Source organism: Candidatus Halocynthiibacter alkanivorans, assembly GCF_003333265.1.
GTDB lineage: Bacteria > Pseudomonadota > Alphaproteobacteria > Rhodobacterales > Rhodobacteraceae > Halocyntiibacter_A > Halocyntiibacter_A alkanivorans.
Genome location: NZ_QOLB01000133.1, coordinates 22,427 through 43,335, shown reverse-complemented (window position 1 = coordinate 43,335; position 20,909 = coordinate 22,427). Strand labels below are relative to the sequence as shown.

At 57.4% G+C, this 20,909-nt stretch carries 18 protein-coding genes and 2 tRNA genes; 8 read left to right on the top strand and 12 right to left on the bottom strand.

Annotated elements, in window-relative coordinates; genetic code table 11:
- Positions 1-46: 46 nt before the first annotated feature.
- From pdxR to DWA01_RS17010, 5 genes are all read right to left on the bottom strand, one after another.
- The gene (pdxR, locus tag DWA01_RS17030; protein ID WP_114287006.1) at positions 47-1,519 is read right to left on the bottom strand and encodes a MocR-like pyridoxine biosynthesis transcription factor PdxR; all 1,473 of its coding nucleotides are present in this window, start codon (positions 1,517-1,519) and stop codon (positions 47-49) included.
- Positions 1,520-1,745: 226 nt separating this feature from the next.
- Positions 1,746-3,128 carry an aminotransferase family protein gene (locus tag DWA01_RS17025; RefSeq protein WP_114287005.1) on the bottom strand — a complete coding sequence of 461 codons (1,383 nt, stop codon included), beginning with the start codon at positions 3,126-3,128 and terminating at the stop codon, positions 1,746-1,748.
- Between the two features lie 180 nt (positions 3,129-3,308).
- Entirely contained in the window at positions 3,309-4,517 is a 1,209-nt protein-coding gene (locus DWA01_RS17020; RefSeq protein ID WP_114287004.1) for a DegT/DnrJ/EryC1/StrS family aminotransferase, read from the bottom strand.
- A 67-nt stretch (positions 4,518-4,584) separates the two neighbouring features.
- Positions 4,585-5,892: a histidinol dehydrogenase gene (hisD, locus tag DWA01_RS17015; protein ID WP_114287003.1), complete on the bottom strand. Its 1,308-nt coding sequence runs from the start codon at positions 5,890-5,892 to the stop codon at positions 4,585-4,587.
- Between the two features lie 155 nt (positions 5,893-6,047).
- The gene (locus tag DWA01_RS17010) at positions 6,048-7,022 is read right to left on the bottom strand and encodes a LysR family transcriptional regulator (RefSeq protein WP_160116071.1); all 975 of its coding nucleotides are present in this window, start codon (positions 7,020-7,022) and stop codon (positions 6,048-6,050) included.
- 327 nt (positions 7,023-7,349) lie between these two features.
- Here DWA01_RS17010 and DWA01_RS17005 point away from each other — a divergent pair, with 327 nt between their 5' ends.
- From DWA01_RS17005 to DWA01_RS16995, 3 genes are all read left to right on the top strand, one after another.
- The gene (locus tag DWA01_RS17005) at positions 7,350-8,393 is read left to right on the top strand and encodes a taurine ABC transporter substrate-binding protein (protein ID WP_114287001.1); all 1,044 of its coding nucleotides are present in this window, start codon (positions 7,350-7,352) and stop codon (positions 8,391-8,393) included.
- Positions 8,394-8,510: 117 nt separating this feature from the next.
- Positions 8,511-9,287 carry an ATP-binding cassette domain-containing protein gene (locus DWA01_RS17000; protein ID WP_114287000.1) on the top strand — a complete coding sequence of 259 codons (777 nt, stop codon included), beginning with the start codon at positions 8,511-8,513 and terminating at the stop codon, positions 9,285-9,287.
- Positions 9,284-10,546: an ABC transporter permease gene (locus DWA01_RS16995; RefSeq protein ID WP_114286999.1), complete on the top strand. Its 1,263-nt coding sequence runs from the start codon at positions 9,284-9,286 to the stop codon at positions 10,544-10,546. The genes DWA01_RS17000 and DWA01_RS16995 overlap by 4 nt, the downstream gene beginning before the upstream one ends.
- Before the next feature lie 263 nt (positions 10,547-10,809).
- Here the strand turns inward: DWA01_RS16995 and DWA01_RS16990 are convergent, their stop codons facing one another.
- The gene (locus tag DWA01_RS16990; protein ID WP_114286998.1) at positions 10,810-11,685 is read right to left on the bottom strand and encodes a LysR family transcriptional regulator; all 876 of its coding nucleotides are present in this window, start codon (positions 11,683-11,685) and stop codon (positions 10,810-10,812) included.
- Between the two features lie 81 nt (positions 11,686-11,766).
- On the opposite strand from DWA01_RS16990, the gene DWA01_RS16985 reads away from it, so the two are divergent.
- Positions 11,767-12,564, top strand: coding sequence for a phytanoyl-CoA dioxygenase family protein (locus DWA01_RS16985; protein WP_114286997.1), 798 nt, complete (start codon positions 11,767-11,769; stop codon positions 12,562-12,564).
- 209 nt (positions 12,565-12,773) lie between these two features.
- Here the strand turns inward: DWA01_RS16985 and DWA01_RS16975 are convergent, their stop codons facing one another.
- Positions 12,774-14,156, bottom strand: coding sequence for a diguanylate cyclase (locus DWA01_RS16975; RefSeq protein WP_114286995.1), 1,383 nt, complete (start codon positions 14,154-14,156; stop codon positions 12,774-12,776).
- Positions 14,157-14,253: 97 nt separating this feature from the next.
- On the opposite strand from DWA01_RS16975, the gene DWA01_RS16970 reads away from it, so the two are divergent.
- The 4 genes from DWA01_RS16970 (at position 14,254) to DWA01_RS16955 (ending at position 17,447) form a co-directional block, all read left to right on the top strand.
- Positions 14,254-14,532, top strand: coding sequence for a DUF3572 domain-containing protein (locus DWA01_RS16970; protein ID WP_114286994.1), 279 nt, complete (start codon positions 14,254-14,256; stop codon positions 14,530-14,532).
- 74 nt (positions 14,533-14,606) lie between these two features.
- Complete coding sequence (locus DWA01_RS16965) at positions 14,607-15,302, top strand: HAD family hydrolase (protein ID WP_114286993.1); 696 nt, start codon at positions 14,607-14,609, stop codon at positions 15,300-15,302.
- A 508-nt stretch (positions 15,303-15,810) separates the two neighbouring features.
- Positions 15,811-16,395 carry a heme NO-binding domain-containing protein gene (locus DWA01_RS16960; RefSeq protein WP_114286992.1) on the top strand — a complete coding sequence of 195 codons (585 nt, stop codon included), beginning with the start codon at positions 15,811-15,813 and terminating at the stop codon, positions 16,393-16,395.
- A gap of 29 nt (positions 16,396-16,424) precedes the next feature.
- Positions 16,425-17,447, top strand: coding sequence for a diguanylate cyclase domain-containing protein (locus DWA01_RS16955; protein WP_114287027.1), 1,023 nt, complete (start codon positions 16,425-16,427; stop codon positions 17,445-17,447).
- Positions 17,448-17,488: 41 nt separating this feature from the next.
- Here the strand turns inward: DWA01_RS16955 and DWA01_RS16950 are convergent, their stop codons facing one another.
- The 5 genes from DWA01_RS16950 to DWA01_RS16930 form a co-directional block, all read right to left on the bottom strand.
- On the bottom strand, positions 17,489-17,965 hold the full coding sequence (locus DWA01_RS16950; protein ID WP_235008594.1) for a MarR family winged helix-turn-helix transcriptional regulator: 477 nt from the start codon (positions 17,963-17,965) through the stop codon (positions 17,489-17,491).
- A 195-nt stretch (positions 17,966-18,160) separates the two neighbouring features.
- Positions 18,161-18,235 (bottom strand) — tRNA-Glu (locus DWA01_RS16945).
- A 167-nt stretch (positions 18,236-18,402) separates the two neighbouring features.
- Positions 18,403-18,477: transfer RNA gene (locus tag DWA01_RS16940), tRNA-Glu, on the bottom strand.
- A gap of 120 nt (positions 18,478-18,597) precedes the next feature.
- Complete coding sequence (gene recJ / locus DWA01_RS16935) at positions 18,598-20,349, bottom strand: single-stranded-DNA-specific exonuclease RecJ (RefSeq protein ID WP_114286991.1); 1,752 nt, start codon at positions 20,347-20,349, stop codon at positions 18,598-18,600.
- Positions 20,349-20,903: a cysteine hydrolase family protein gene (locus DWA01_RS16930; protein ID WP_114286990.1), complete on the bottom strand. Its 555-nt coding sequence runs from the start codon at positions 20,901-20,903 to the stop codon at positions 20,349-20,351. The genes recJ and DWA01_RS16930 overlap by 1 nt, the downstream gene beginning before the upstream one ends.
- Positions 20,904-20,909 lie beyond the last annotated feature (6 nt).

Below are 20,909 nucleotides of genomic sequence, written 5' to 3'. Positions count from 1 at the left end.
AGTTTACTCCGGCGACCGGGCTGTCAGATAGGGCCAGTTATGTCGGCTAACCAGGTCCAGTTTCACGCAGGGCCTGGGCAATCAGGGCGATGCCAGCGGAGATTTTGCGGGACGGAATCGAGGAATAGGCCAGCCGGTAATAATTGTTCGGGCCGCCCGACTGGTCAAAGAATACGCGCCCTGGTTCGATCAGCACGCCTTTGGATGCAAGCTCCTGCGCCAGATGCGACGTGTCCACATGTTCCGGGGTCTTCATCCAGAAACTGGAGCCACCATTTACATCGCCGCCGGCAATGGTCAGCCCGTGCTCGCGAATGGCGCTGTCCATGGTCGCGCGCCGCCGTTTATAGGCCTGCCCCATGCGGGTGACCAGGGCGTCATAATGGCCCAGCGACAGGAAATAGGCCACGGTGCGCTGAATATGACCCGGCGGGTGGCGCAAAACGGTGGCACGCAGGGCGCGTACCTCGTTGATGAAAGGTTCCGAGCCCACCAGATAACCCAGCCGCAGTCCCGGAAACAACGACTTTGAAAACGAGCCGATGTAGACCACGCGGCCGTCTTTATCCAGGGATTTCAGCGCCGGAGACGGGGGGGTGAGAAAGGACATCTCAAATTCATAGTCATCCTCGACCAGTATGAAATCATTCCTGGCGGCCAGCGCCAGCAACGCGTTGCGTCGCTCCAGTGGCATGGTGGCATTGGTGGGGCAATGGTGGCTGGGGGTGGTAAACACCACGTCGACCCCGGCCGGCAAGCGATCAGGTGGCAGCCCGTCTTCATCAACGTCGACACTGGTCAGTTTGCAGCGCGTCTGGATGAGGATGTCCCGCAGGCCCTGAAAACAGGGGTTTTCAATCGCTGCGGTGCGTCGCTGAGTCAACAGGACCTGCGCGCTCAGCCACAGGGCATTTTGCGCCCCCAAAGTCAGCATGATTTCCTGTGGGCGCGCGTTGATACCGCGACGGGGCAGGATGTGACGGGCGATGAACTCGATCAGTTTTGGGTCGTCGCGTTCGTAATAATCACTTGTCATAGCCTCAAAATCGCGCTGACCCAGCGCCTGCAATGCACATTGCCGCCAGTTCTGGTGATCAAACAGTGACGCATCCGCCTGCCCATAGATGAACGGGTATGGATAGCTGCGCCAGTCGGGCGGGCGGGTTATGGTGCGCGCGCCGGAAAACCGCTGGCCAATGGCCCGGTTCCAGTCAACGGTGTCATGTTCTCTGGCCTGTGGCAGCGCCAGTTCAGGCGGGCGGGGCGCTGTTGCGGACACATAATAGCCCGAGCGTCCGCGTGCAGTCAGATAATCCCCGGCCAGCAACTCAGTATAGGCCAGTGTCACTGTGATCCGGCTGATCCCGAGGCGAAGGGCCAGTTTGCGGCTGGAGGGGAGCTTTTGGCCCGCGCGGAACCGTCCCGTCAAAATACCCTGCGTCACCATCCGCTGGATTTGCTGTTGCAATGTGCCCTCAAAGGAGGGGTCCAAAAAGAATGTTTCTTCAGCGATATGCATGATTGGCCTTATGGGCGAGGTGATCTGGACCTAAGATTAGGGCCGGGTTCGCCAGGATGCCACACATAAATACAGCTGCGTATCGTGCAAAATAATTCCAGTACGTTCTGCCGACAGGCTCTGTCAGGACGCGGTGCAAAACGAAGCCCCGTTGCCCGGCGCAGGTTTCGGGCGACAAAGGGCGACCTGGATTACGCCGCCCTGTGCCGTTTCGAAGGTGCTCGGATCAGGAAAACACCCGCGTCAGCGCTCCATCAATCGCATCTGTAATCTGGTCGATATCATCGGCGGTGGCGATCAGCGCCGGGCTGAGACAGAGCGTGTTGTTAAAGCCAGGAAGCGAGCGGTTGGTGGCGCCGATGATCACGCCCTGTGCCATGCAGTCGGCAACCACCGCCTGAACCCGCTTTTCATCCATCGGTTCTTTGGTGGCGCGGTCGGTGACCAGTTCGGCGCCGCAAAACAGGCCTTTGCCGCGCACGTCACCGATGACTTTGTGCTTGTCCATCAGTGCGTTGAGATTGTCGACGGTGCGCTTCCCCATGAGCCTTGTATTTTCCAGCAGGCCTTCGTCCTCAATGATGCGCATATTTTCAAGCGCCGCTGCCGGCCCTGCGGTGCAGCCACCAAAAGTTGAAATGTCGCGGAAATGGCTCATTGGATCATCTGGGGCGTCTTTGAACTGCTCAAACACCGCTTCTGTTGTCACCGTGCAGGAAATCGCGGCGTAGCCTGAGGCAACACCTTTGGCCATCGTCACAAAATCCGGTTTGATGCCATAATGCTGATAGCCAAACCATTCCCCGGTGCGCCCCACGCCACAAACAACCTCGTCAATATGGATCAGGATGTTGTACCTGGTGCAGATTTCCTGAACCCGTTCCCAGTATCCTTCAGGTGGGGTGATCACACCGCCCCCTGCTGTGACGGGTTCCAGGCAGATTGCGCCGATGGTATCGGGGCCCTCGCGCAGGATCACCTCTTCAATCGCATTGGCGGCAGCGATGCCGTAGTCGGCGGCCTCCGGGAACTGATTGCGGTATTCCAGGCAATGAGGAACTTTGACAAAACCCGGCGTGTAGGGGCCATATTGCGCGTTGCGCTCCTCCTGGCCACCCGCTGAAAGACAGGCAATGGTGGTGCCGTGATAGTCGCGTTCGCGATAGAGGATCTTTGATTTTTTGCCGCCATGGTGACGATGGCTGATCTGGCGCACCATTTTGAAAACTTTTTCATTCGCCTCAGAGCCGGAGTTTGAATAATAGACCCGGCTGAGACCCGGCATCTTTTCAAGCAGGCGTTTGGCAAAAAGGGACCCGGGGACAGATCCGGCGGTCTGGGCGAAATAGTTCATCTTCAGCAACTGGTCGCGCACGGCATTGGCGATGGATTCGCGCCCGTAGCCGACATTGACGGTCCAGACAGCGCCGGACACCCCATCAAGGTGTTCCTTGCCGCGGGCGTCCCACACCCGCATGCCCTTGCCTTCGACCATGATCCGGGGATCATTGGTTTCAAATGATTTGTGCTGAATCAGGTGATGCCACACATGGGCGCGATCTGATTCGATGACATCGGTGAGGTCATTGCTGGATAAGCCGATGTTCATGATCAATTTTCCTTATTGCTGTGGTGGGGCGGGTTTGGCGCGATTTTCGCTTTGGCTTTTTCAATATGACAACATGGGATGACCCCGGCCCAATAGGGCCAGTGTGAAGATGCGATAGAGCCAGAAGGCCGTTGCGCAAGGAGACAGAACCGTCTGCACAGTCAGACCCGGGCGATCAACTCATAGGCAGGGATGTGCTGCCTCGGTGCACAACAACGCTTCCGTTATGACAGCCACGATTTGTTGGCAGTCCTTCCGGTCGAAGGTCAGCGGGATACGCAGGTCGCAAAGCCCGTCAAGAATGGTGCTGGTCTGGCCAAGATCCCCCTGGTCCGAGAGGTAATGCCAGGATTCAAAGCGACTGGTATAGCCCCGGGGGACGTTGTCGCCGAACCATTTTATGTCCACACCGCGCGTGCTGCATTCGGTAATAAAGGATGAGATTTTCTGTGGTCGCCAGCCCGGCAGCGAAAACTGAACCGAACTGCCAACAAACTCCTCGTATGCAGGCCGGAACGGCAGCGAAATTCCCGCAAGCGACCGCAACCCCTGTTCAATCACCGCGTAAAGCTCGTTCCAGCGGTGGCAGTTTTCATCCAGGCTACGCAACTGTACCCGCAGAATGGCGGCACGCAAATTATCCATGCGGCCGCTATAGTTTGGTGTCTCAAGCCGACGTTCTGAGAACACTTCTTTTGCTGGCATATCAGGGTGTTTTTCATACAGCATGTAGGAGCCCGAATAGAGCACGGCACTTGCGATAATATCGGGATCACTGGTGGTCAAAAAGCCACCTTCGCCTGAGTTTAAGTGCTTATAGGACTGGGTGCTGAAACATGCGATCTGGCCAAAACTGCCACTGGGGCGCCCCTTCCAGCGGGCCCCAAGCGTGTGGGCGCAATCTTCAATCAATACGATACCGTGTTCGTCACAAATCTCCATGACGGCGTCCATATCAGCAATATGCCCGCGCATATGAGACAGCAGCAGCACGTGCGCGCCGCTTGTGACCGCCTTTGCGCGCAAATCCACGATGTCGATTTTGAAATCGGTGTTTGTCCCGACGAGGGCGGGCTCTCCGCCGGCGTTGTTGATGGCGCCCGGGACCGGTGACAGGGTAAATGCGTTGCACAAAACGGCGTCGCCGTTGCGCACTCCTGCGGCGCGCAACGCGATGTGTAACGCGTAGCCGCCGGACGCGCAGGCAAGGCTGTATTTTACCCCCAGATAAGCGGCAAATTCTTTTTCCAGCAGCGCGGTTTCCGACGGTTCACCATCGACGGTATTGTAGCGGTGGAGACGGCCGGAGCGCATCACCTCAACCGCCTGGGCAATCGCTTCTTCAGAAATCGGTTCTTGTTGGGTGAATGCTTTGGCAAACATTTCCATAAAACTCTCCTTCATGGCCATCCAAAGGTGAAATTCAGGCCGGGGAAAAACTTAAACCAAGCCGGTCTCAGTCATAACGCGGCTGATCAGCGACGGTGAAATCCCATGTTTTTTCCGGAAAGTACTTTTTCAGACGCCAGTCACAGCTGCGGGCGTGCCCATCCATGCCTTCCATCCGGCTGAGGCGGGAGGCGACGGCGCTAAATTCCAGATTTGCCTCCTCGCTGATTTCCTGCCAGGTCAGAACCTTCAGAAATTTCAATACATTAAGCCCACCTGAATAACGGGCGGCCCCTTTGGTGGGCAAAATGTGATTGGTACCGGAGCATTTGTCGCCATGGGTGACATTGGCACCTTCGCCCAGGAACAAAGAGCCATAATTTTTCAGCTGTGCTTTCCACCACTCCAGGTCTTTCGCGATGACCTGCAGGTGTTCACTGGCATACCGGTCCGAGATTTCGCAAACCTCTTCGCGGCTGTCACAAAGAATGATCTCGCCATGATCCCGCCAGGCGGCGTCGATTACTTTGCCACTTGGATATTCTTTAACAATTTCAGGCATGATACGGGCCACGGACTCTGCCAGCTCGCGCGATGTTGTGAACAACCAAACCGGTGAATTGGTGCCATGTTCTGCCTGACCGGCAAGATCAATCGCGACCGTCATCGGATCGGCGGTCTCATCCGCAATTATGGCGCTTTCAGTGGGACCCGCAAAAACATCGATGCCAACGTCCCCAAACAGAAGCCTTTTTGCCTCAGCGACATAGGCATTTCCAGGTCCGACAAGCATGTCAGCGGGCCTGGCCCCGAACAGTCCAAACGCCATGGACGCAATGGCCTGCACACCGCCCATTTCCAAAATCATGTCGGCGCCGGCGAGATCCATTGCATAGGCGACCTGGGGAGAAATGGCGTCCCCCTGCGGTGGCGATGCCGCAATAATAAAGGAAACACCGGCCACTTTTGCGGTGGCGATACTCATGATTGCAGAGGAAATATGCGCGTATCGTCCGCCTGGCACATAACAGCCGGCACAGGACACCGGTATGATCCGCTGGCCCAGAATGACACCTGGCTCGGTTTCAATTGAAAACTCGGTCAGGCTTTGTTTTTGGGCCTCGGCAAATCGTTTCACCTGGGCATGGGCGAACCGGATGTCCTTTTTCTCCGCCTCAGTGACCTTTGCGATCAATTTTTGTTTTTTATCTTCCGACAATACAAAGGCACCGTTCCAACCGTCCAGGACCTTTGCATATTCAATGACAGCGGCCGGACCGTTTTGGCGGATGTTCGACAACATTTTTTCAACCGTTTGACGAACCTGCCTGTTTTCAGTCTCACCATCATTTTCCGAACTTTTAATGTATTCCATAACTTGTCCCGACGTCCTGAAATCACTGATTAGGTCTGGCCCGGCATCCGGACCACTGCTGGAAACAAGCGCGTTCCGGTCAGGAAAATCCAGCCAAATGGGATATGTTCAACTAAACTGAATGGAGCATTCCGGTAACGTGGAAATCAACGGACCTATCTGGGGCTGACTTCGATCGTGCCGGCCAGTTTTGGAACGAGGTTCGCGAAACGGGGAATAACTTGTTCCGTGACAAGTTGGCGGCAATCATCTGCAAGATGGTCGGGCAGGTCGCCAAGTTCAGCGTGACGAGACACCAGATAAATTTGCCTTGAAAAGGCCGAAAAAGGGACTTCCAGGACATCAACTTGTTTTACAAAGCGCTCTGCGTCCAACAGATTGAGAGGTGTCGTCAGCGCCCAACCGTTTGTTTGCACGACCATGGCGATGACAGACCGCGAAGCTTCGAGTGCAAACTTGCGGGCAAAATTCAGTCGCAGGCGCCGCATATGCTGAGTGATCGTACGCCCGATTGGAACTGAATCAGAATATTGCACAAAAGGCGCCTGGTGCAACCGGGCCAAAATGTCGTCGCCTTGCTGCAGCAAACCTTTGGCCGTTACGAGAATAAACTGCTCGCGCATAATTGGGATGGTCCGGAAGACTTCAACATCATCCGGATAGGTTGCAGAGACACAAATGTCAGCCTCGTTGTGCTGAAGCATTCCGACGACCTGATCAGAACGGCCGGAATATACACTGACAAAGCACCCCTGAAACCGCTCCTGTACCTTGGAAACCAGCGCGGGCGTGAATGACATATCCAGATCATCGATAACCGCGAGCGTAAGTTTACGCAGATCTGCGAGGTTGTGTTTCGAAAGATCTGCCTGGGCGTCGGAGACAGCTTCGAGAATTCGATAGGCATGGGTGCGCAGCATATAACCGGCGGCTGTCAGCTTCATCGGGCGGCAACTGTGGTCAAACAACTTCGTGCCGACAGCGGCTTCCAGGGCGGTAATTTGCTGCGAAACGCCTGAAGAACTGCCGTCTAATCGTCTGGCTGCATCAATGACAGATCCCATTTCCGCGACCGCTACGAAGGCGCGCAGACCGCGTAATTTAATTTCGGGGAAATTTTTATTAGCCATGGTATCCTTTTGAGGATTGTGGAGACATTTATCCACGGACATACAGCCGCACTTTCCTGTTTCCCCGCCTGGCCCGGTATTAGTTGAAAATTTATTCACCCGCGGGGCATGGCGCAACAAAATCCCAGGGTATTCCGGATTTGCGGACGAATGATTCAAGTTCACTTAATCTAACCGGTAATTCTTGACAAACACACCCGCAATATTGGCCACTTCAGGCCTGATAATGCCTCAAGGAGCGGTCACGAGAGCTGCAGGTAAGAGCGAAATAGCAGGATTAGCGGAAGTATCAGTAAACAAACGAAGCCGACAAACGGGGATAAGAACATGAAACTACTAAGTAAAGCTACGTATTTTGGTCGCATTCTTACAGGGGTAAGTACTGCAGCATTGATTGCAGTTGGGTCACTCACAGCAACAGTTTCCACGACCACAGCAGCTGAGGCCCAGGAGCTGACAGTTGCTTATTTCCTCGAATGGCCGATGCCGTTCCAGTATGCAAAAGCCAAAGGTCTGTATGACGAAGCGCTGGGCGTCACCGTGAAGTGGGTGTCGTTTGATGCCGGTACCGCGATGTCGGCGGCGATGGCCTCCGGGGATGTGCAAATTTCTGTCAGCCAGGGTGTGCCTCCCTTTGTTGTCGCTGCGTCTGCGGGCCAGGATCTGCAGATTGTGGATGTCGCGGTAAGCTACGCTGACAACGACAATTGTGTTGTCGCCGAAGCGCTCGAAATCGACAAAGACAGCGCCGGTGAACTGGCCGGGAAAAAAGTCGCTGTTCCGATCGGCACCGCAGCGCATTACGGCTTTCTGAAACAGATGGCGTATTTTGGCGTCGATGTCGGTTCGATGGAAGTGGTCGATATGGCGCCGGCGGACGGTGCTGCTGCTTTTGCACAGGGCAGCCTTGATATGGTCTGTGGCTGGGGCGGGGCTCTGCGCCGGATGAAAGAACACGGCAATGTGTTGCTGACAGGGGCCGAAAAAGAAGCGCTCGGTATTCTGGTGTTCGATGTGACCAGTGCCCCCGCAAGCTTTGTCGCGGAAGAAAGTGAATTGCTGGCCAAGTTTCTGAGCGTGACCGCCGAGATGAACGCCATGTGGAATTCCGGCGAAAACAATGCCGAAATGATCCCGGTCATCGCGAGGGATTCCGGCATGGATGAGGCCTCAACCGCCGAAACGATGGCGACGTTTGTGTTCCCCTCCGTCGAAGATCAACTGAGTGAAAAATGGCTCGGTGGCGGATCGCAGGAATTTATGAAGGGCGTCGCCAATGTCTTTGTTGAGGCAGGCAGCATCGATTCCGCAAGAGACTCCTATGATGCAGCTGTGGACGTGACCGCGCTCAAAGCAGCTGCGGATATGTAGGGTCTGTAACAGAAAAATTTTGATGGGTTGCGGCGTTCACAGACGCCGCGGCCCATGTATCTGATTGCGTGGCTTCACAGGGGATGAACTTTGGGACTTTCAATTGATAGTATTTCGATGCGCTTTGACTTGCCAAACGGGACGTCGATACAGGCACTAAAAGACGTTTCCCTGGAGCTGAAAGACGGCGAACTTCTGTCCGTGCTTGGGCCATCGGGCTGCGGCAAGTCCACACTCCTGAATATTCTGGCCGGATTTCTGGCTCCGACCGAAGGCAAAATTGTATTGAATGGCAATACAGTTGCCGGCCCCGGTTCTGAACGGGGCATGGTCTTTCAAAACGGCGCATTGTTTGAATGGATGAGTGTCCGGGCGAACGTCGATTTTGGCCCGCGCATGAAGAACACGCCAAAAAAAGAGCGCGATCAGATCACCGATCATCTGCTGGAAACGGTCGGCCTGGGCGATTTCAAAGACAAAGCCATTTATGAGCTGTCGGGCGGGATGCAGCAACGCGTGGCACTGGCTCGCTGTCTGGCCAATGAGCCCGATGTGATCCTGATGGATGAGCCGCTCGGCGCGCTCGATGCGCTGACCCGGGAGAAAATGCAGGGCCTTGTGCTGGACCTGTGGCGGGAGACCGGCAAAACGATTATTCTGATCACCCATTCGGTCGAGGAAGCATTGCTCCTGGGCGAGAGGCTTCTGGTCATGGCGCCACGGCCTGGCCGCATCCTGAAAGAATACCGGCTGCCCTTTGCCGAACGCGGCGTCGGCGGCGACCTTCGTGAAGTCAAAAAATCTGACGGCTTTGTCGAAACCCGGGACGAAATTCTGTCGATGATCTGGGAAATGGAAGACGAAATCATGGGCCGCACGGAGGACGTGGCATGATGATCCTGCTGTTATATGTCGTAGTTTTTGTTGTTGCATTCTTTGCTGTAAAATACTTTTCCTCCCGCTTTGGCCAGGTCAAAGATTATACCAGCCTGAAAACTGTCACGTTTGGCGATGAAAGCGCGGTGACACCAAACAGGGCTGCGTCCATTATTTCGGTGCTCACGATCTTCCTGATCTGGGGCGCGTTCACGGGGTCAAAACTGACCCCCATCCACGTTCCCGGACCTTTTGTCGGGGAAACGAGCTTCAGCTACACCGCCATCAATGCTGCAGGCGCGACGGATGATGCGACAGTTAGTATCGTTGTGTACAGACTCGGCCAGGATGTATCGCCCCCCGAGATCGCGCCGGGCGATGGGTTTGCCAGGAATAACAGTGCAAAAATCGGCGCCTGGCGCAGCAAGTTGATCAAAGCGAAGAACAATGATGAGGGCGGCAAAGAACAGGGCTATCAGATCGTCGCCGTCAACGGCGTGCCTATTGAAGTTGGCATGCCAGTCGAAATTGCCGACGGTGACGTCTCGCTGACGGCCAAAGGATCGTTGAATTTCACCCCTTCAAAAGGTTTGCAGATTGAACCGATCTGGATGCCAGCCCCCGAGGCCGTCTGGTCGCGTTTCGTGGAAATACTTGGGCAGGGATATCAGGGCATAACGCTTGCAGATCATTTGGGCTGGTCGCTGATCCGCGTTGTCGCAGGCTTTGTGGCCGGCAGCGTCGTGGGTATTCCACTTGGCTATGCAATGGGGCTTTCCGGCTGGTTCCGGGGGTGGTTTGATCCCATCGTCGAATTCATGCGCCCGGTGCCGCCGCTGGCACTGATCCCATTGGTCATCATCTGGTTTGGCATCGGAGAAACCGGTAAAATCATTCTCTTATTCCTTGCAGCGCTCTGGATCATGACCATCGCTGCGCGCGCGGGTGTTTCCGGCGTGAATATAACAAAGGTGCATGCGGCCTATTCACTTGGCGCCTCTAAGCGGCAGGTTCTGAGGCATGTGATCGTGCCAAATTCACTGCCGGAAATCTTCACCGGTGCGCGGGTTGCCATGGGTGTGTGTTGGGGCACGGTTGTTGCCGCCGAACTCGTCGCGGCGGAGAAGGGGGCCGGTAAAATGATCGTTGCAGCCTCCAAATTCCAGCTGACCGATATCGTGATCATGGGGATCATCCTCATTGGCGTCATTGGCTTTGGTATTGATATTCTGATGCGGATGGCAGAGAAAAAATTGGTGCCCTGGAAGGGCAAGTAATGCCTGTTGGGCCGGTCAGAGGATATCGGGTGAAAACGGGCAGGGCGGACAAACTGCAGCTTTGAGGGGCAAACCCGCTCCCGCCGCTTGCACGAATTCAGTCCTCCGCCTGGCATCACCCGCCGGGCGGAGATATCTGTACCCGTTTGCCTCTTTCGCTTCGGGCTGCGGCAGCTCTTTTCATGAGCGTCAGCCAGGAGCAAATCTGCGATGAGACTGTGAACTGCTGCTGAACACCCACAGCGCCCCGGCAGTCCTGCCGGTCAAAGTGATGCCAGCACATCCACGATCTCAGCGCGTTGAGGATGGGTTTTGCTCAGGCCGGACCAGATCAGAACAATTTCAGCGACGGCCTGCGGCGTCGTGATCGGCACCGTCACCAAAGGTTTCCCATCATAGCTTATATCGACCGGTGGCTTCGAATAACTGATGCCGACCCCGGCACCATGCGCGGCAAGAGACCGCATCATCTCAAGTGACGTCGTTTTGTGCGCGACCCGCATCTCCAGTCCCAACTGTGTGAACAGGTCCCGCATGTGACCCATCGAGAGGTCTTCATTGAACAGGATAAGCTGACAACCGGCCAGTTGGTGCAATTCGAGCGAACCCGCTGCGGCAAACGGGTGATCCGCAGCTACGAACGCGACGGGGGCGACATCTTTCAGTTTCAGGCGCTTAAAATCGCTGCCAAAGCCCAGATCATAAGAGATCACAAGATCGGCGCGCCCCTCGGCAAGACCAGAGGCCAGGTCGGTGAAACGGCCTTCTTCGCCGCGAAATGTCATGGCGGGAAACGCGGCCTTTAAGGCCTCCAGCGCAGGGGCAAGATACCAGGGGGCGATGTCTTCAAAACAGGACAATACAAATGGCGTTTCGGCCTCGGACCCGTTTTCAATATCTCGCGCCAGCCGCAGCAAATGGCGTGCTTGTTCGACCAGACGATACCCGAAAGGGGTAATCGCAATCGCCGTTCCTTTGCCGCGGACAAAGATCCGCTGTCCCAGCCTGTCTTCAGCGCGGGTAATCGCTACCGAAAGAGAGGGCTGGGAAACATGCAGCACGGCGGCGGCCGCAGTCAGGCTGCCTGCCTCGGCAACGGCCACAACATAACTGTATTGACGGAGTGTGAGATATAACATGGGGCTAATAATAGTATCTCTGTTTGTTATTTGAAGCTAATTCCATCCATCGGTAACCTGTCCTTCAAAAGGAGACCAGCCATGCCACACCCGCTTATCACCCGGGACCAGATCGAAGCCTTCCAGCGCGATGGCGCCGTCCTGGTCAAAGGCCTGTTTAAAGGCCATGTCGAAACCATCCGTGCCGGGATCGAGCGCAATATGGCCGAACCAGGTCCTTACGCCGCCGAGAATTTGAAAGAGGGCGAAGGCGGGCGCTTTTTTGATGACTACTGCAACTGGACCCGCATTTCTGAGTTCGAAGAGGTGATCCGCAACTCGCCCGCTGCCGCGGTGGCGGCTGAGCTGATGGGATCGGAACGCGTTCAGGTTTTCCATGATCATGTGCTGGTCAAAGAGCCTGGCACATCCAAACCGACCCCCTGGCACCAGGACGGTCCCTATTACTTTGTCGACGGCATTCAAAACGTCAGCTTCTGGTCGCCGGTGGATCCGGTCAAACAGGCCAGCCTGCGCTGCGTTGCGGGCAGCCACGCCTGGGAAAAACCGGTGCTCCCCACCCGCTGGCTGGCCGAATCCAGCTTCTACCCCGAGGATGACAAATATATGCCGGTTCCGGATCCCGATGCTGAGGGTATGACCATCCTCGAATGGGACATGGAACCGGGAGACGCTGTCGCCTTTCACTTTGGCACCCTGCATGGTGCCCGTGGCAATACGACTGAAACACGCCGTCGCGCTTTTTCGCTGCGGCTCGTCGGGGATGATGCCCGCTATGTTGAACGGCCAGGCCCAACATCGCCACCTTTCCCGGGGCACGATATGAAAGCTGGCCAGGTGCTGCGCGAAGATTGGTTCCCTGTCATCTACAACCGCTGAGACACAGCCACAGCCACAACCACGCGGTGCTCTGCGGATTGATCGCTGCCAAGGTTCCGATAAACACAAAATGTGGTGGTCCGTCCGCTCAGCGCCCTCCCGGGGTCAAAGCGGCCGGTCATGGGCTCATTTCTGCTGACATCACCGGCGCCGTCGCACTGGCCTGAAACCAGGTTCTGGTCGTCGGGCATAAGAGCGCGCGGCCAAATTCAGGCGGCGTAGGCGCCCAGGGTGACCTGATTGCGGCCTTCGGCTTTGGCCGCAAAAAGGGCGCGGTCGGCATCTTCTATCAGCGTTTCCACTGACAGGGCAGGGCGGCCGGCCTGACCGCCAATCGAAACTCCGACAGACATGGTGATTGAAATGGCATTGCCGCCGGGCAGCGGGATTGGCGTTTCCGAAATCACCCGGCGCAGCCGTTCGGCCGCATTGCGTGCTTCGGCGAGGTTGGTATCGGGCAGGGCGATAACAAACTCTTCGCCGCCAAAACGCGCCACCATATCCTCAGACCGCATATAGCTGAGCAGACGGCGGGAAACTTCGACCAGCACAGCGTCGCCGGCCGCGTGGCCCCAGGTGTCATTTACGGATTTGAAACGGTCCAGATCCAGCAGCATCACCGAAAAGGGCTGAGTTTTATGGGCGGCAGAGGCCGCAATCCGGTTCAGGTAAGGCATCGCGTAGCGGCGATTGTACAGCCCGGTCAGCGGGTCCACCAGCGCCAGTTTCAGCCCGTCATCAACGGTTTCGCGCAGCCGGTCGCTTTCATGTTTGCGCCGCATCTGAGTGCGCAGGCGCAGCGCCATTTCTTCGGCGGTGACGTCAGACCTGATCAGATCATTGGCGCCAAGGTCCAGCGCCATGATGGCGCTGTTGCGGTCCTCTGACTCATGCACAACCAGCACCGCGCAATGGCGGGTGGCATCTCGCGAGCGCAGTTCAGACAGCAGTTGCAGCCCGCTTTGACGGTCGCCCAGATCGGCGGCAATGACAAAAATATCCGGAACCGCCATGCCGGGCAGAGCCTCAAGCGCGCGTTCTTTTGGCAGCACTTCCATCTTGTGGCGCACCAGGCCACGCAGCCCCTGGCGCCAGACCAGCGCCCGTTCGGGACGGTCGGCCACCATCACGACACGGCCGGCGCGGCCAAAGCCCTGTTGCGCTTCGGCAAATCCAAGTTCGCGCGCGGTGCTTTCCCGGCGTCGCAGCTCTTCACTGGTGGTGCGCGCGCGCAGCAGGGAGCGGACGCGGGCCAGCAGCGACATCTCATCCAGTGGTTTGCAGAGAAATTCATCGGCCCCCGCATCCAGCGCGGTAAGCTTGGTGCGGGTATCAGCGACGCCTGTGGCCATAATCACCGGGATCGCGGCGGTGCTGGCATTGGCCTTCAGCGCGCGCAGCACATCTACACCGCCCATGTCACCAAGGTTCACGTCGAGAATAATCAGATCGGGATTGTCCTGTTGCGCCATACGCAGCGTCTCGTCCCCGCTCGCGGCCTGGATCACCTGATAGAAGGCAGAAGCAAGCTTCACCTTCATCACGATACGGTTCGTGGCAACGTCATCTGCAATTAGAATTCGTCCTGCCATTCGCCCTTTTCCATTTAATTCCAATTTGACTGGTTACCCTCAGTCTTTGTTCAGTTTAGTTAAGATATAGTTTCTATCTTAAGAGAGCAGCGCAAAAATGAAGCAGAATTCCGCCGAAACTGTGGCGATCCAGGCCCTGAGCTGGCTGGTCTCCCATGAGGAGCTGATGCCTGTTTTTCTTGGCGCTTCAGGGGTTTCTTCCGATGATCTGCGTGCCGGGGCCAGCGACCCTGCGTTCCTCGCATCGGTGTTGGACTTCTTAACCATGAATGATCAGTGGGTGATGGAATTCTGCGACTCAACCGGGCTGGCTTATGACGCGCCGATGAGCGCGCGCCAGCAATTGCCCGGGGGCGCGCAGATCCACTGGACATGAGGCGCGGCACATTTGAATCCGAAACCACGACGGCGTCCGGCAGCAATTAGCAGGCAAAACAGGCAGGGCAGTAAATGCGCAAATTTGACGGGGTGCTGTTTGACAAAGACGGCACGCTTTTTGACTTCCACGCCACCTGGTCGGCCTGGACTGCTGGCTTGCTTGACGAACTGGCTGCAGGGAATAAAGAGCTGGTTGCAAAGTTGGCGGCCGCAATCGATTTTGATCTGGAACTGTCGCGTTTGCGTCCGGCCAGTGCGGTGATTGCCGGCACGCCGGGAGACATCACCCGGCTGTTGATGCCCTGGGTGCCGGGCCAGCCGACAGAAGCGGAACTGCTGAGCCGGCTCAATGGTCTTGCGGCACGGGCGCGTCAGGTCGAAGCGGTGCCGCTTCAAGCATTTGTGGCGCGGTTGCGCGGCACAGGGCTGCAGCTGGGCGTGGCGACCAATGACGCCGAAGCGCCGGCGCGGGCGCATCTGGCCAGTGTCGGCATCGAGGCGGATTTTCACTTCATTGCGGGATATGACAGCGGTTACGGCGCCAAACCCGCTCCGGGTATGTGTCTGGCGTTCGCCGAGGATCAGCAGCTGGAGCCAGCTCGTTGCGTGATGGTCGGCGACAGCTGCCACGATCTGGAGGCCGGACGCCGCGCAGGTATGGCGACAGTTGCAGTGCTGACGGGGGTGGCGGAGCGGGATGAACTGGCGCCGCTGGCCGATGTGGTGCTGGCAGATATTTCGCATCTGCCGGCCTGGCTTGGGATCTGAGCCGCGCCGCCGGACGCTGTGGCCCTGTCACCTTATGTGCGACCGGTGTCGGCCTCCGGGGCAGACGGACGCGCTGACGCGGCGGTGGCAAAGCGGTGGATGCCAGCAGAAGTCACTTCGCTCCATCAACAGCTGAGCGGGACGGGTTGTACGGGTTTGGCAACTATAGGGAGCGTGCTTTCGGCTGCCTGCACGCTCGGCTGCCTGCACGCTCGGCGGGCAAGTCGAAGAAGCTGATCAAAAGGGACGGCAAATTAATTTTCGCAAATTGGGAAATTTCGCAGTGGTGAAGGCGTCCTGTGTGCTGGCTTGCGGACGAATTTAGCCGGGATCCCAGGCGCGCTACCAGATAAAAGTGTTTAGCCTTGAGTGGTTGGCATGCCATTGCCAAACTGCATTGCAAAACAGGCATCAGAAGTTGTGCCAGGCTCTGCCCTCTGTCCCTGTTTGGACTTTCTTAAGTCTCGCCGGGTAGTCTCAGACTTGATTGGACAAGGATTAGTTAGTTATGCACGGTTTGGTGAACCGGTCCATCCAGTGTTTCATACGTGATACTTATGGGATGGACACATGGCAGGCAGTGGTACAGGCTGCTGAGCTTGGCTTCGATAATTTCGAGGCCATGCTGAGCTATGAGGATTCGGTCACTCACCAGGTGATTTTTGCCGCAGCGAAGATTCTGGACAAACCGGCGCATACAATGTTGGAAGACATCGGGACCTACCTGATATGCCATAAAAACGTTGGCTATCTGCGACGCCTGCTGCGTTTTGGCGGCGATACATTTCTGGAGTTTCTTCTCTCTGTGGATGAACTTCCTGACCGTGCCCGGCTGGCGGTCCCTGAGCTGAAATTACCGGCGCTTGAACTGAGCGAGGTGTCCCCCGGGGCGTTCTCGCTTGTGATGGCGGCGGAACCGCTTGGTTTTGGACATGTGGCAATGGGGATATTGCGCGCGATGGCTGATGATTACGGTGCGCTGGTGTATCTGGAATATGCCGGGTTGCAACACGGAAATGAAATCGTGTCGGTACAACTGCTGGAATCAAGTTTCGCTGAAGGGCGGACATTCGATCTTGCTATAGGGGTATAGGCATGGGGATGTGTGATCCGGTTGTTTCTATGCCGCCGAAAATTCTGGACCGTCTGCTGCCGATGCATTTGTTGCTGGATGCGGCCGGTGTCATCACCCGGGTCGGACCAACACTGGAAAAATTGCGCGGCGATGAAACGTTGACCGGACAACGCCTTGATGACGTGTTCGCGTTGCGGCGCGGAGGCGGAAAATGCTGGTCCGCGCAGCTGGAAGACCTGGTCCATTCGCGATTGCGCCTGCATTTTTGCCGTCCCCCCTGTACCACGTTTAAAGGCATCCTGATGCCGATGCCTGACGGTGGGTACCTGTTGAACCTGTCCTTTGGCATTGCTGTAATCGACGCGGTGCGGGAATATCGTCTGACGTCGTCTGATTTTGCTCCCACCGATCTTGCCGTGGAAATGCTCTATCTGGTTGAGGCCAACACTGCCGTGCTGGATGAATCCAAGAAATTGAATATGCGGCTGCAAGGTGCGCGCCTGGCCGCAGAGCAGCAGGCCAGCACCGACACGCTGACCGGCTTGAAAAACCGCCGTGCCATGGACGAGGTTCTGGCCCGTATGAGCTTTCTGAATTCGTCCTTTGCAGTGATGCAGCTGGATCTGGATTTCTTTAAGGCGGTCAACGACACCATGGGCCATGCGGCCGGGGACAAAGTGTTGCAGGTTGTGGCGCAAATTCTGACAAACGAGACACGGATGATTGATCTGGTGGCCCGGGTTGGTGGTGATGAGTTTGTACTGATCTTTGATCAGATGGATGATGTGGACCAGCTGGTGAAAATAGCGGAACGCATTATTGCCAGGCTGGAAGAGCCGGTGGTGTTTGAAGGCAAAACCTGCATTATTTCCGGCTCTGTCGGTCTTGCGATCAGTTCATTTTATGACCAACCTGATGTGGATAAAATCCTGTCGGATGCCGATCTGGCGCTGTATGCGTCCAAACATGCCGGGCGCGCCCGCGTCACGATATATTCGCCGGAATTGCGGGCGAATCCTTTGCCGGAACCCTCTGATTTGCCGGAACTGACGAACGCTGTCAGCAGCTGAACAGCGCCCGGGAGGCGCAGGGCGTCGTCGTGGCTGACTGATCAGGATGTCGGGGTCAGGTCACCGACGGTAAGAACCGGTGCCGCGTCATAGTCCTCGACGTCCAGCATGCCCGCCACCCGTTCGAGCGAGGCGATGATCATGGCCTGTTCCCAGTCGGTCAGCAACTCAAACTCTTTGCTGTATTTGCTCTGGAGCGCGTCTGGTGCCGCAGAAATCGACTTGAGTCCATCTTCGGTGACGATAATGTTGATTTTGCGGCGGTCCTGGTCTGATCTCTGACGCACGATCATGTTCTTGGCAGCCAGACGGTCCAGCAAGGTAGAGATCGTTGCCGGCGAGACTTTCATCCCCTGTGATATTTGTTTTGGAGTGACGTCGTCACTGCGGGCCGCAATCTGCAGCACGCGGATCTGAACCGGGGTCAGACCGGCGGTGCGGGCAAGTTTGCGCCCATACATTTCGGTGGCGCGCAAAATTTTACGCAGGGCAATCAGGCTGGCGTTGGTGCGGTTCAAAACGGGATCCTTCTCTCAGTCCGGACCATATCCGGATTTCAAAACTGAGGTAAAGGGCCGGTGGCGGTACAAGTGCTGTGTAACGCAAAAAATGTTGATTAAATTTTCAACCAGCGGCGTCTTGCCGATCTGACTCAGCATCTCGGCGCGGGCCCGCCGGGGGGGCGAGAATTTTGTGCTGAGATGGTGGGGAAATGGCAGCCCGTAGGGGAATCGAACCCCTCTTTCCAGGTTGAAAACCTGGCGTCCTAACCGATAGACGAACGGGCCTTGGTTGCCGTGAGGCGGTATTTAGGTAGTTTGCGCAGGCGGCGCAAGAGGAGAAATGAGCAAAGCAGACAAAAAGATTTTATTGTGAAATCAGCCGGCGGGCGGATGCAATTTGACCGCTTCACGAAGTGTCCGCGCCGGGTCAGGGTCTGATTTCAGGGGGAAACTGGCAGCCCGTAGGGGAATCGAACCCCTCTTTCCAGGTTGAAAACCTGGCGTCCTAACCGATAGACGAACGGGCCAGCGCTGTTGTAAGGCGGTTTCTAGGCAATACAGCGCGGCGGCGCAAGAGGTTTTTGCCGGTTTTTTCCGGAATTATTTCCCGCCAGATCGACTGCCTTCAATGGACTGAAAACAATCAATTAAATCGCCTCTGCCGCATCTTCCAGCCGCAGCTGTGCCGACTGGCGCCCGCCCCAGCTGTTAATCTCCAGCCGGCCGGCCAGGTGAAAACGTGCGCCCTTGTGATTTTCAAGCCGCGGCCCCAGTTCGGTGTCATAAGCGCCAAATGCGATCGCATCGATTCTGCCGCCCAAGCCGTCGCCAAAGCTGATCTTCAGGTGGCTTTCACCAACGCGGCGCGCGTGCAGGATGGCCTGGTCGGCAAAAGCAAAGCGCGGCGCAGCGGCCCCGGCGCCAAACGGGCCGGCACCTTCCAGCAGGCGGATCAGATCCACCGTGGCCGCACCCGGCATCAACAGGCCAGTGAGCGACAGATCCGCAGGCCCCGCCTGATCCGCGCCCTGGCGCGCCAGCAACTCAGACAGCCGCGCCATCGCCGGCTCAAGCTTGCTGCGCTCCACCGACAGGCCTGCGGCCATTTTGTGACCACCGCCCTTGAGCAGCAGCCCTTCTGCGGTCAGCAGTTGGATGGCGGCGCCAAGGTCAACACCGGATATTGAGCGGCCGGAGCCTTTGCCCAGATCCCCGTCAAAGCCGATGACAATGGCGGGGCGGTTCTTGGCTTCTTTAATCCGGCTGGCGACAATGCCCACCACGCCGGGGTGCCAGCCCTCACCAGCAGCCCAGACCAGGGCTCCCTCGGTGCCGCGTTCTTCCGCCTGCGCCATCGCCGCTTCGCGCACCTGGTTTTCAATCTCGCGTCTTTCGCGGTTCAGATCATCCAGTCGTGCCGCCATGCCCTGGGCTTCCTGGGCATTGTCAGTGGCCAGCAGCCGGGCGCCCAGATCCGCCGCGCCAATACGGCCGCCGGCGTTGACCCTGGGACCAAGCAGAAACCCCAGGTGATAGGAGGTGGGGGCGGTGTCCATCTTGGCCACATCGGCCAGTGCCACGATGCCGGGGCGTTCGCGACGGGCCATCACTTTTAAACCCTGACGCACCAGCGCCCGGTTGACGCCGATCAGGGGCGCCACATCGGCCACGGTGCCAAGCGCCACCAGATCAAGCAGCGCCATCAGATCAGGGCCTTTCATGTCCTCAGTCCGCATCTGGCGGTTGACCTCGACCAGCATCAGAAACACCACGCCGGCAGCACAGAGATGTCCAAGCGCGCCATCTTCGTCCTGGCGGTTGGGATTGACCACCGCGGTGCATTCCGGGTTGGTCTCACCGCCCAGGTGGTGGTCGAGCACGACAACATCGGCGCCTTTGGCCACAGCTGCGGCGATGGGCTCATGGGACAGGGTGCCACAATCCACGCAGACGATCAGGCTGTGCTCGCGCGCAAGCCCCTCCATCGCCGGGATATTGGGGCCGTAGCCTTCGTCAATGCGGTCGGGGATATAGAGCGTGGCCTGATGCCCCATCTGGCGTAACCAGATCAGCAACTGCGCCGCCGAAGTGCCGCCGTCCACGTCGTAATCGGCAAATACCGCGATTTTTTCGCGTTTTTTCAGGGCGGTCAGGAAGCGGCCGGCGGCGGCCTCCATGTCCTTCAGCACCAGCGGATCGGGCAGCAGTTCGCGCAGCGACGGGGCGAGGAAATTTTCAGCCTCATGGGGCTCAACGCCGCGTTTCACCAGGATCCGGCACAGGGGCAGCGGCAGACGGGTGCTCTGTTCCATCGCTTCAGCCAGCCGGTCTTCCCCAGCAGAAGGACCAACCCAGCGGCGGCCGGTGAGAGAAGATTCGACGTTGAGAAATGCAGTCATCAGGTCCTCAGAATATCATCGGTGCTGCGCGCGGTGGCGAATTCGCCATGCAGTTCTGACACTGCCATCACATGCACCTGTTCCGCGCTGAAGGTCGCGCTGCCACACCAGCTGGTATCGGCGGCGGCGGCAAAGGCAGCGCAGGCGTCATGGGCCAGCGTGACCGCAAACCCCAGATTGGCTGCCATGCGGGTGGTGGTGGACACACAATGGGGCGTGATCAAGCCGCAGATGGTCAGCGCGGTAATGCCGGCGGCACGCAGATCGGCCTCAAGCGTGGTGCCGATAAAAGCGGAGTTGACCGATTTGTCGTAAGACGGCTCATCAGGCAGGGGCGCGGTCTCTGCTTTGTAAGCGATGGCGCCCTGATCCGGGTGCAGCGGGCTGCTTGGTGTCGTTGACAGGTGGCGCACATGAAAAACGGGCGCAGATTGCGCCCGCCAGTGCTGCAGTAATCGCGCGGCGTTCTGTTCAGCATCCGGATTGTTGCGGGGTCCCCATTGTGGGGAATCCATACCGGTTTGCAGGTCGATCAGCAGCAGCGCGTTTTTCATATCAGC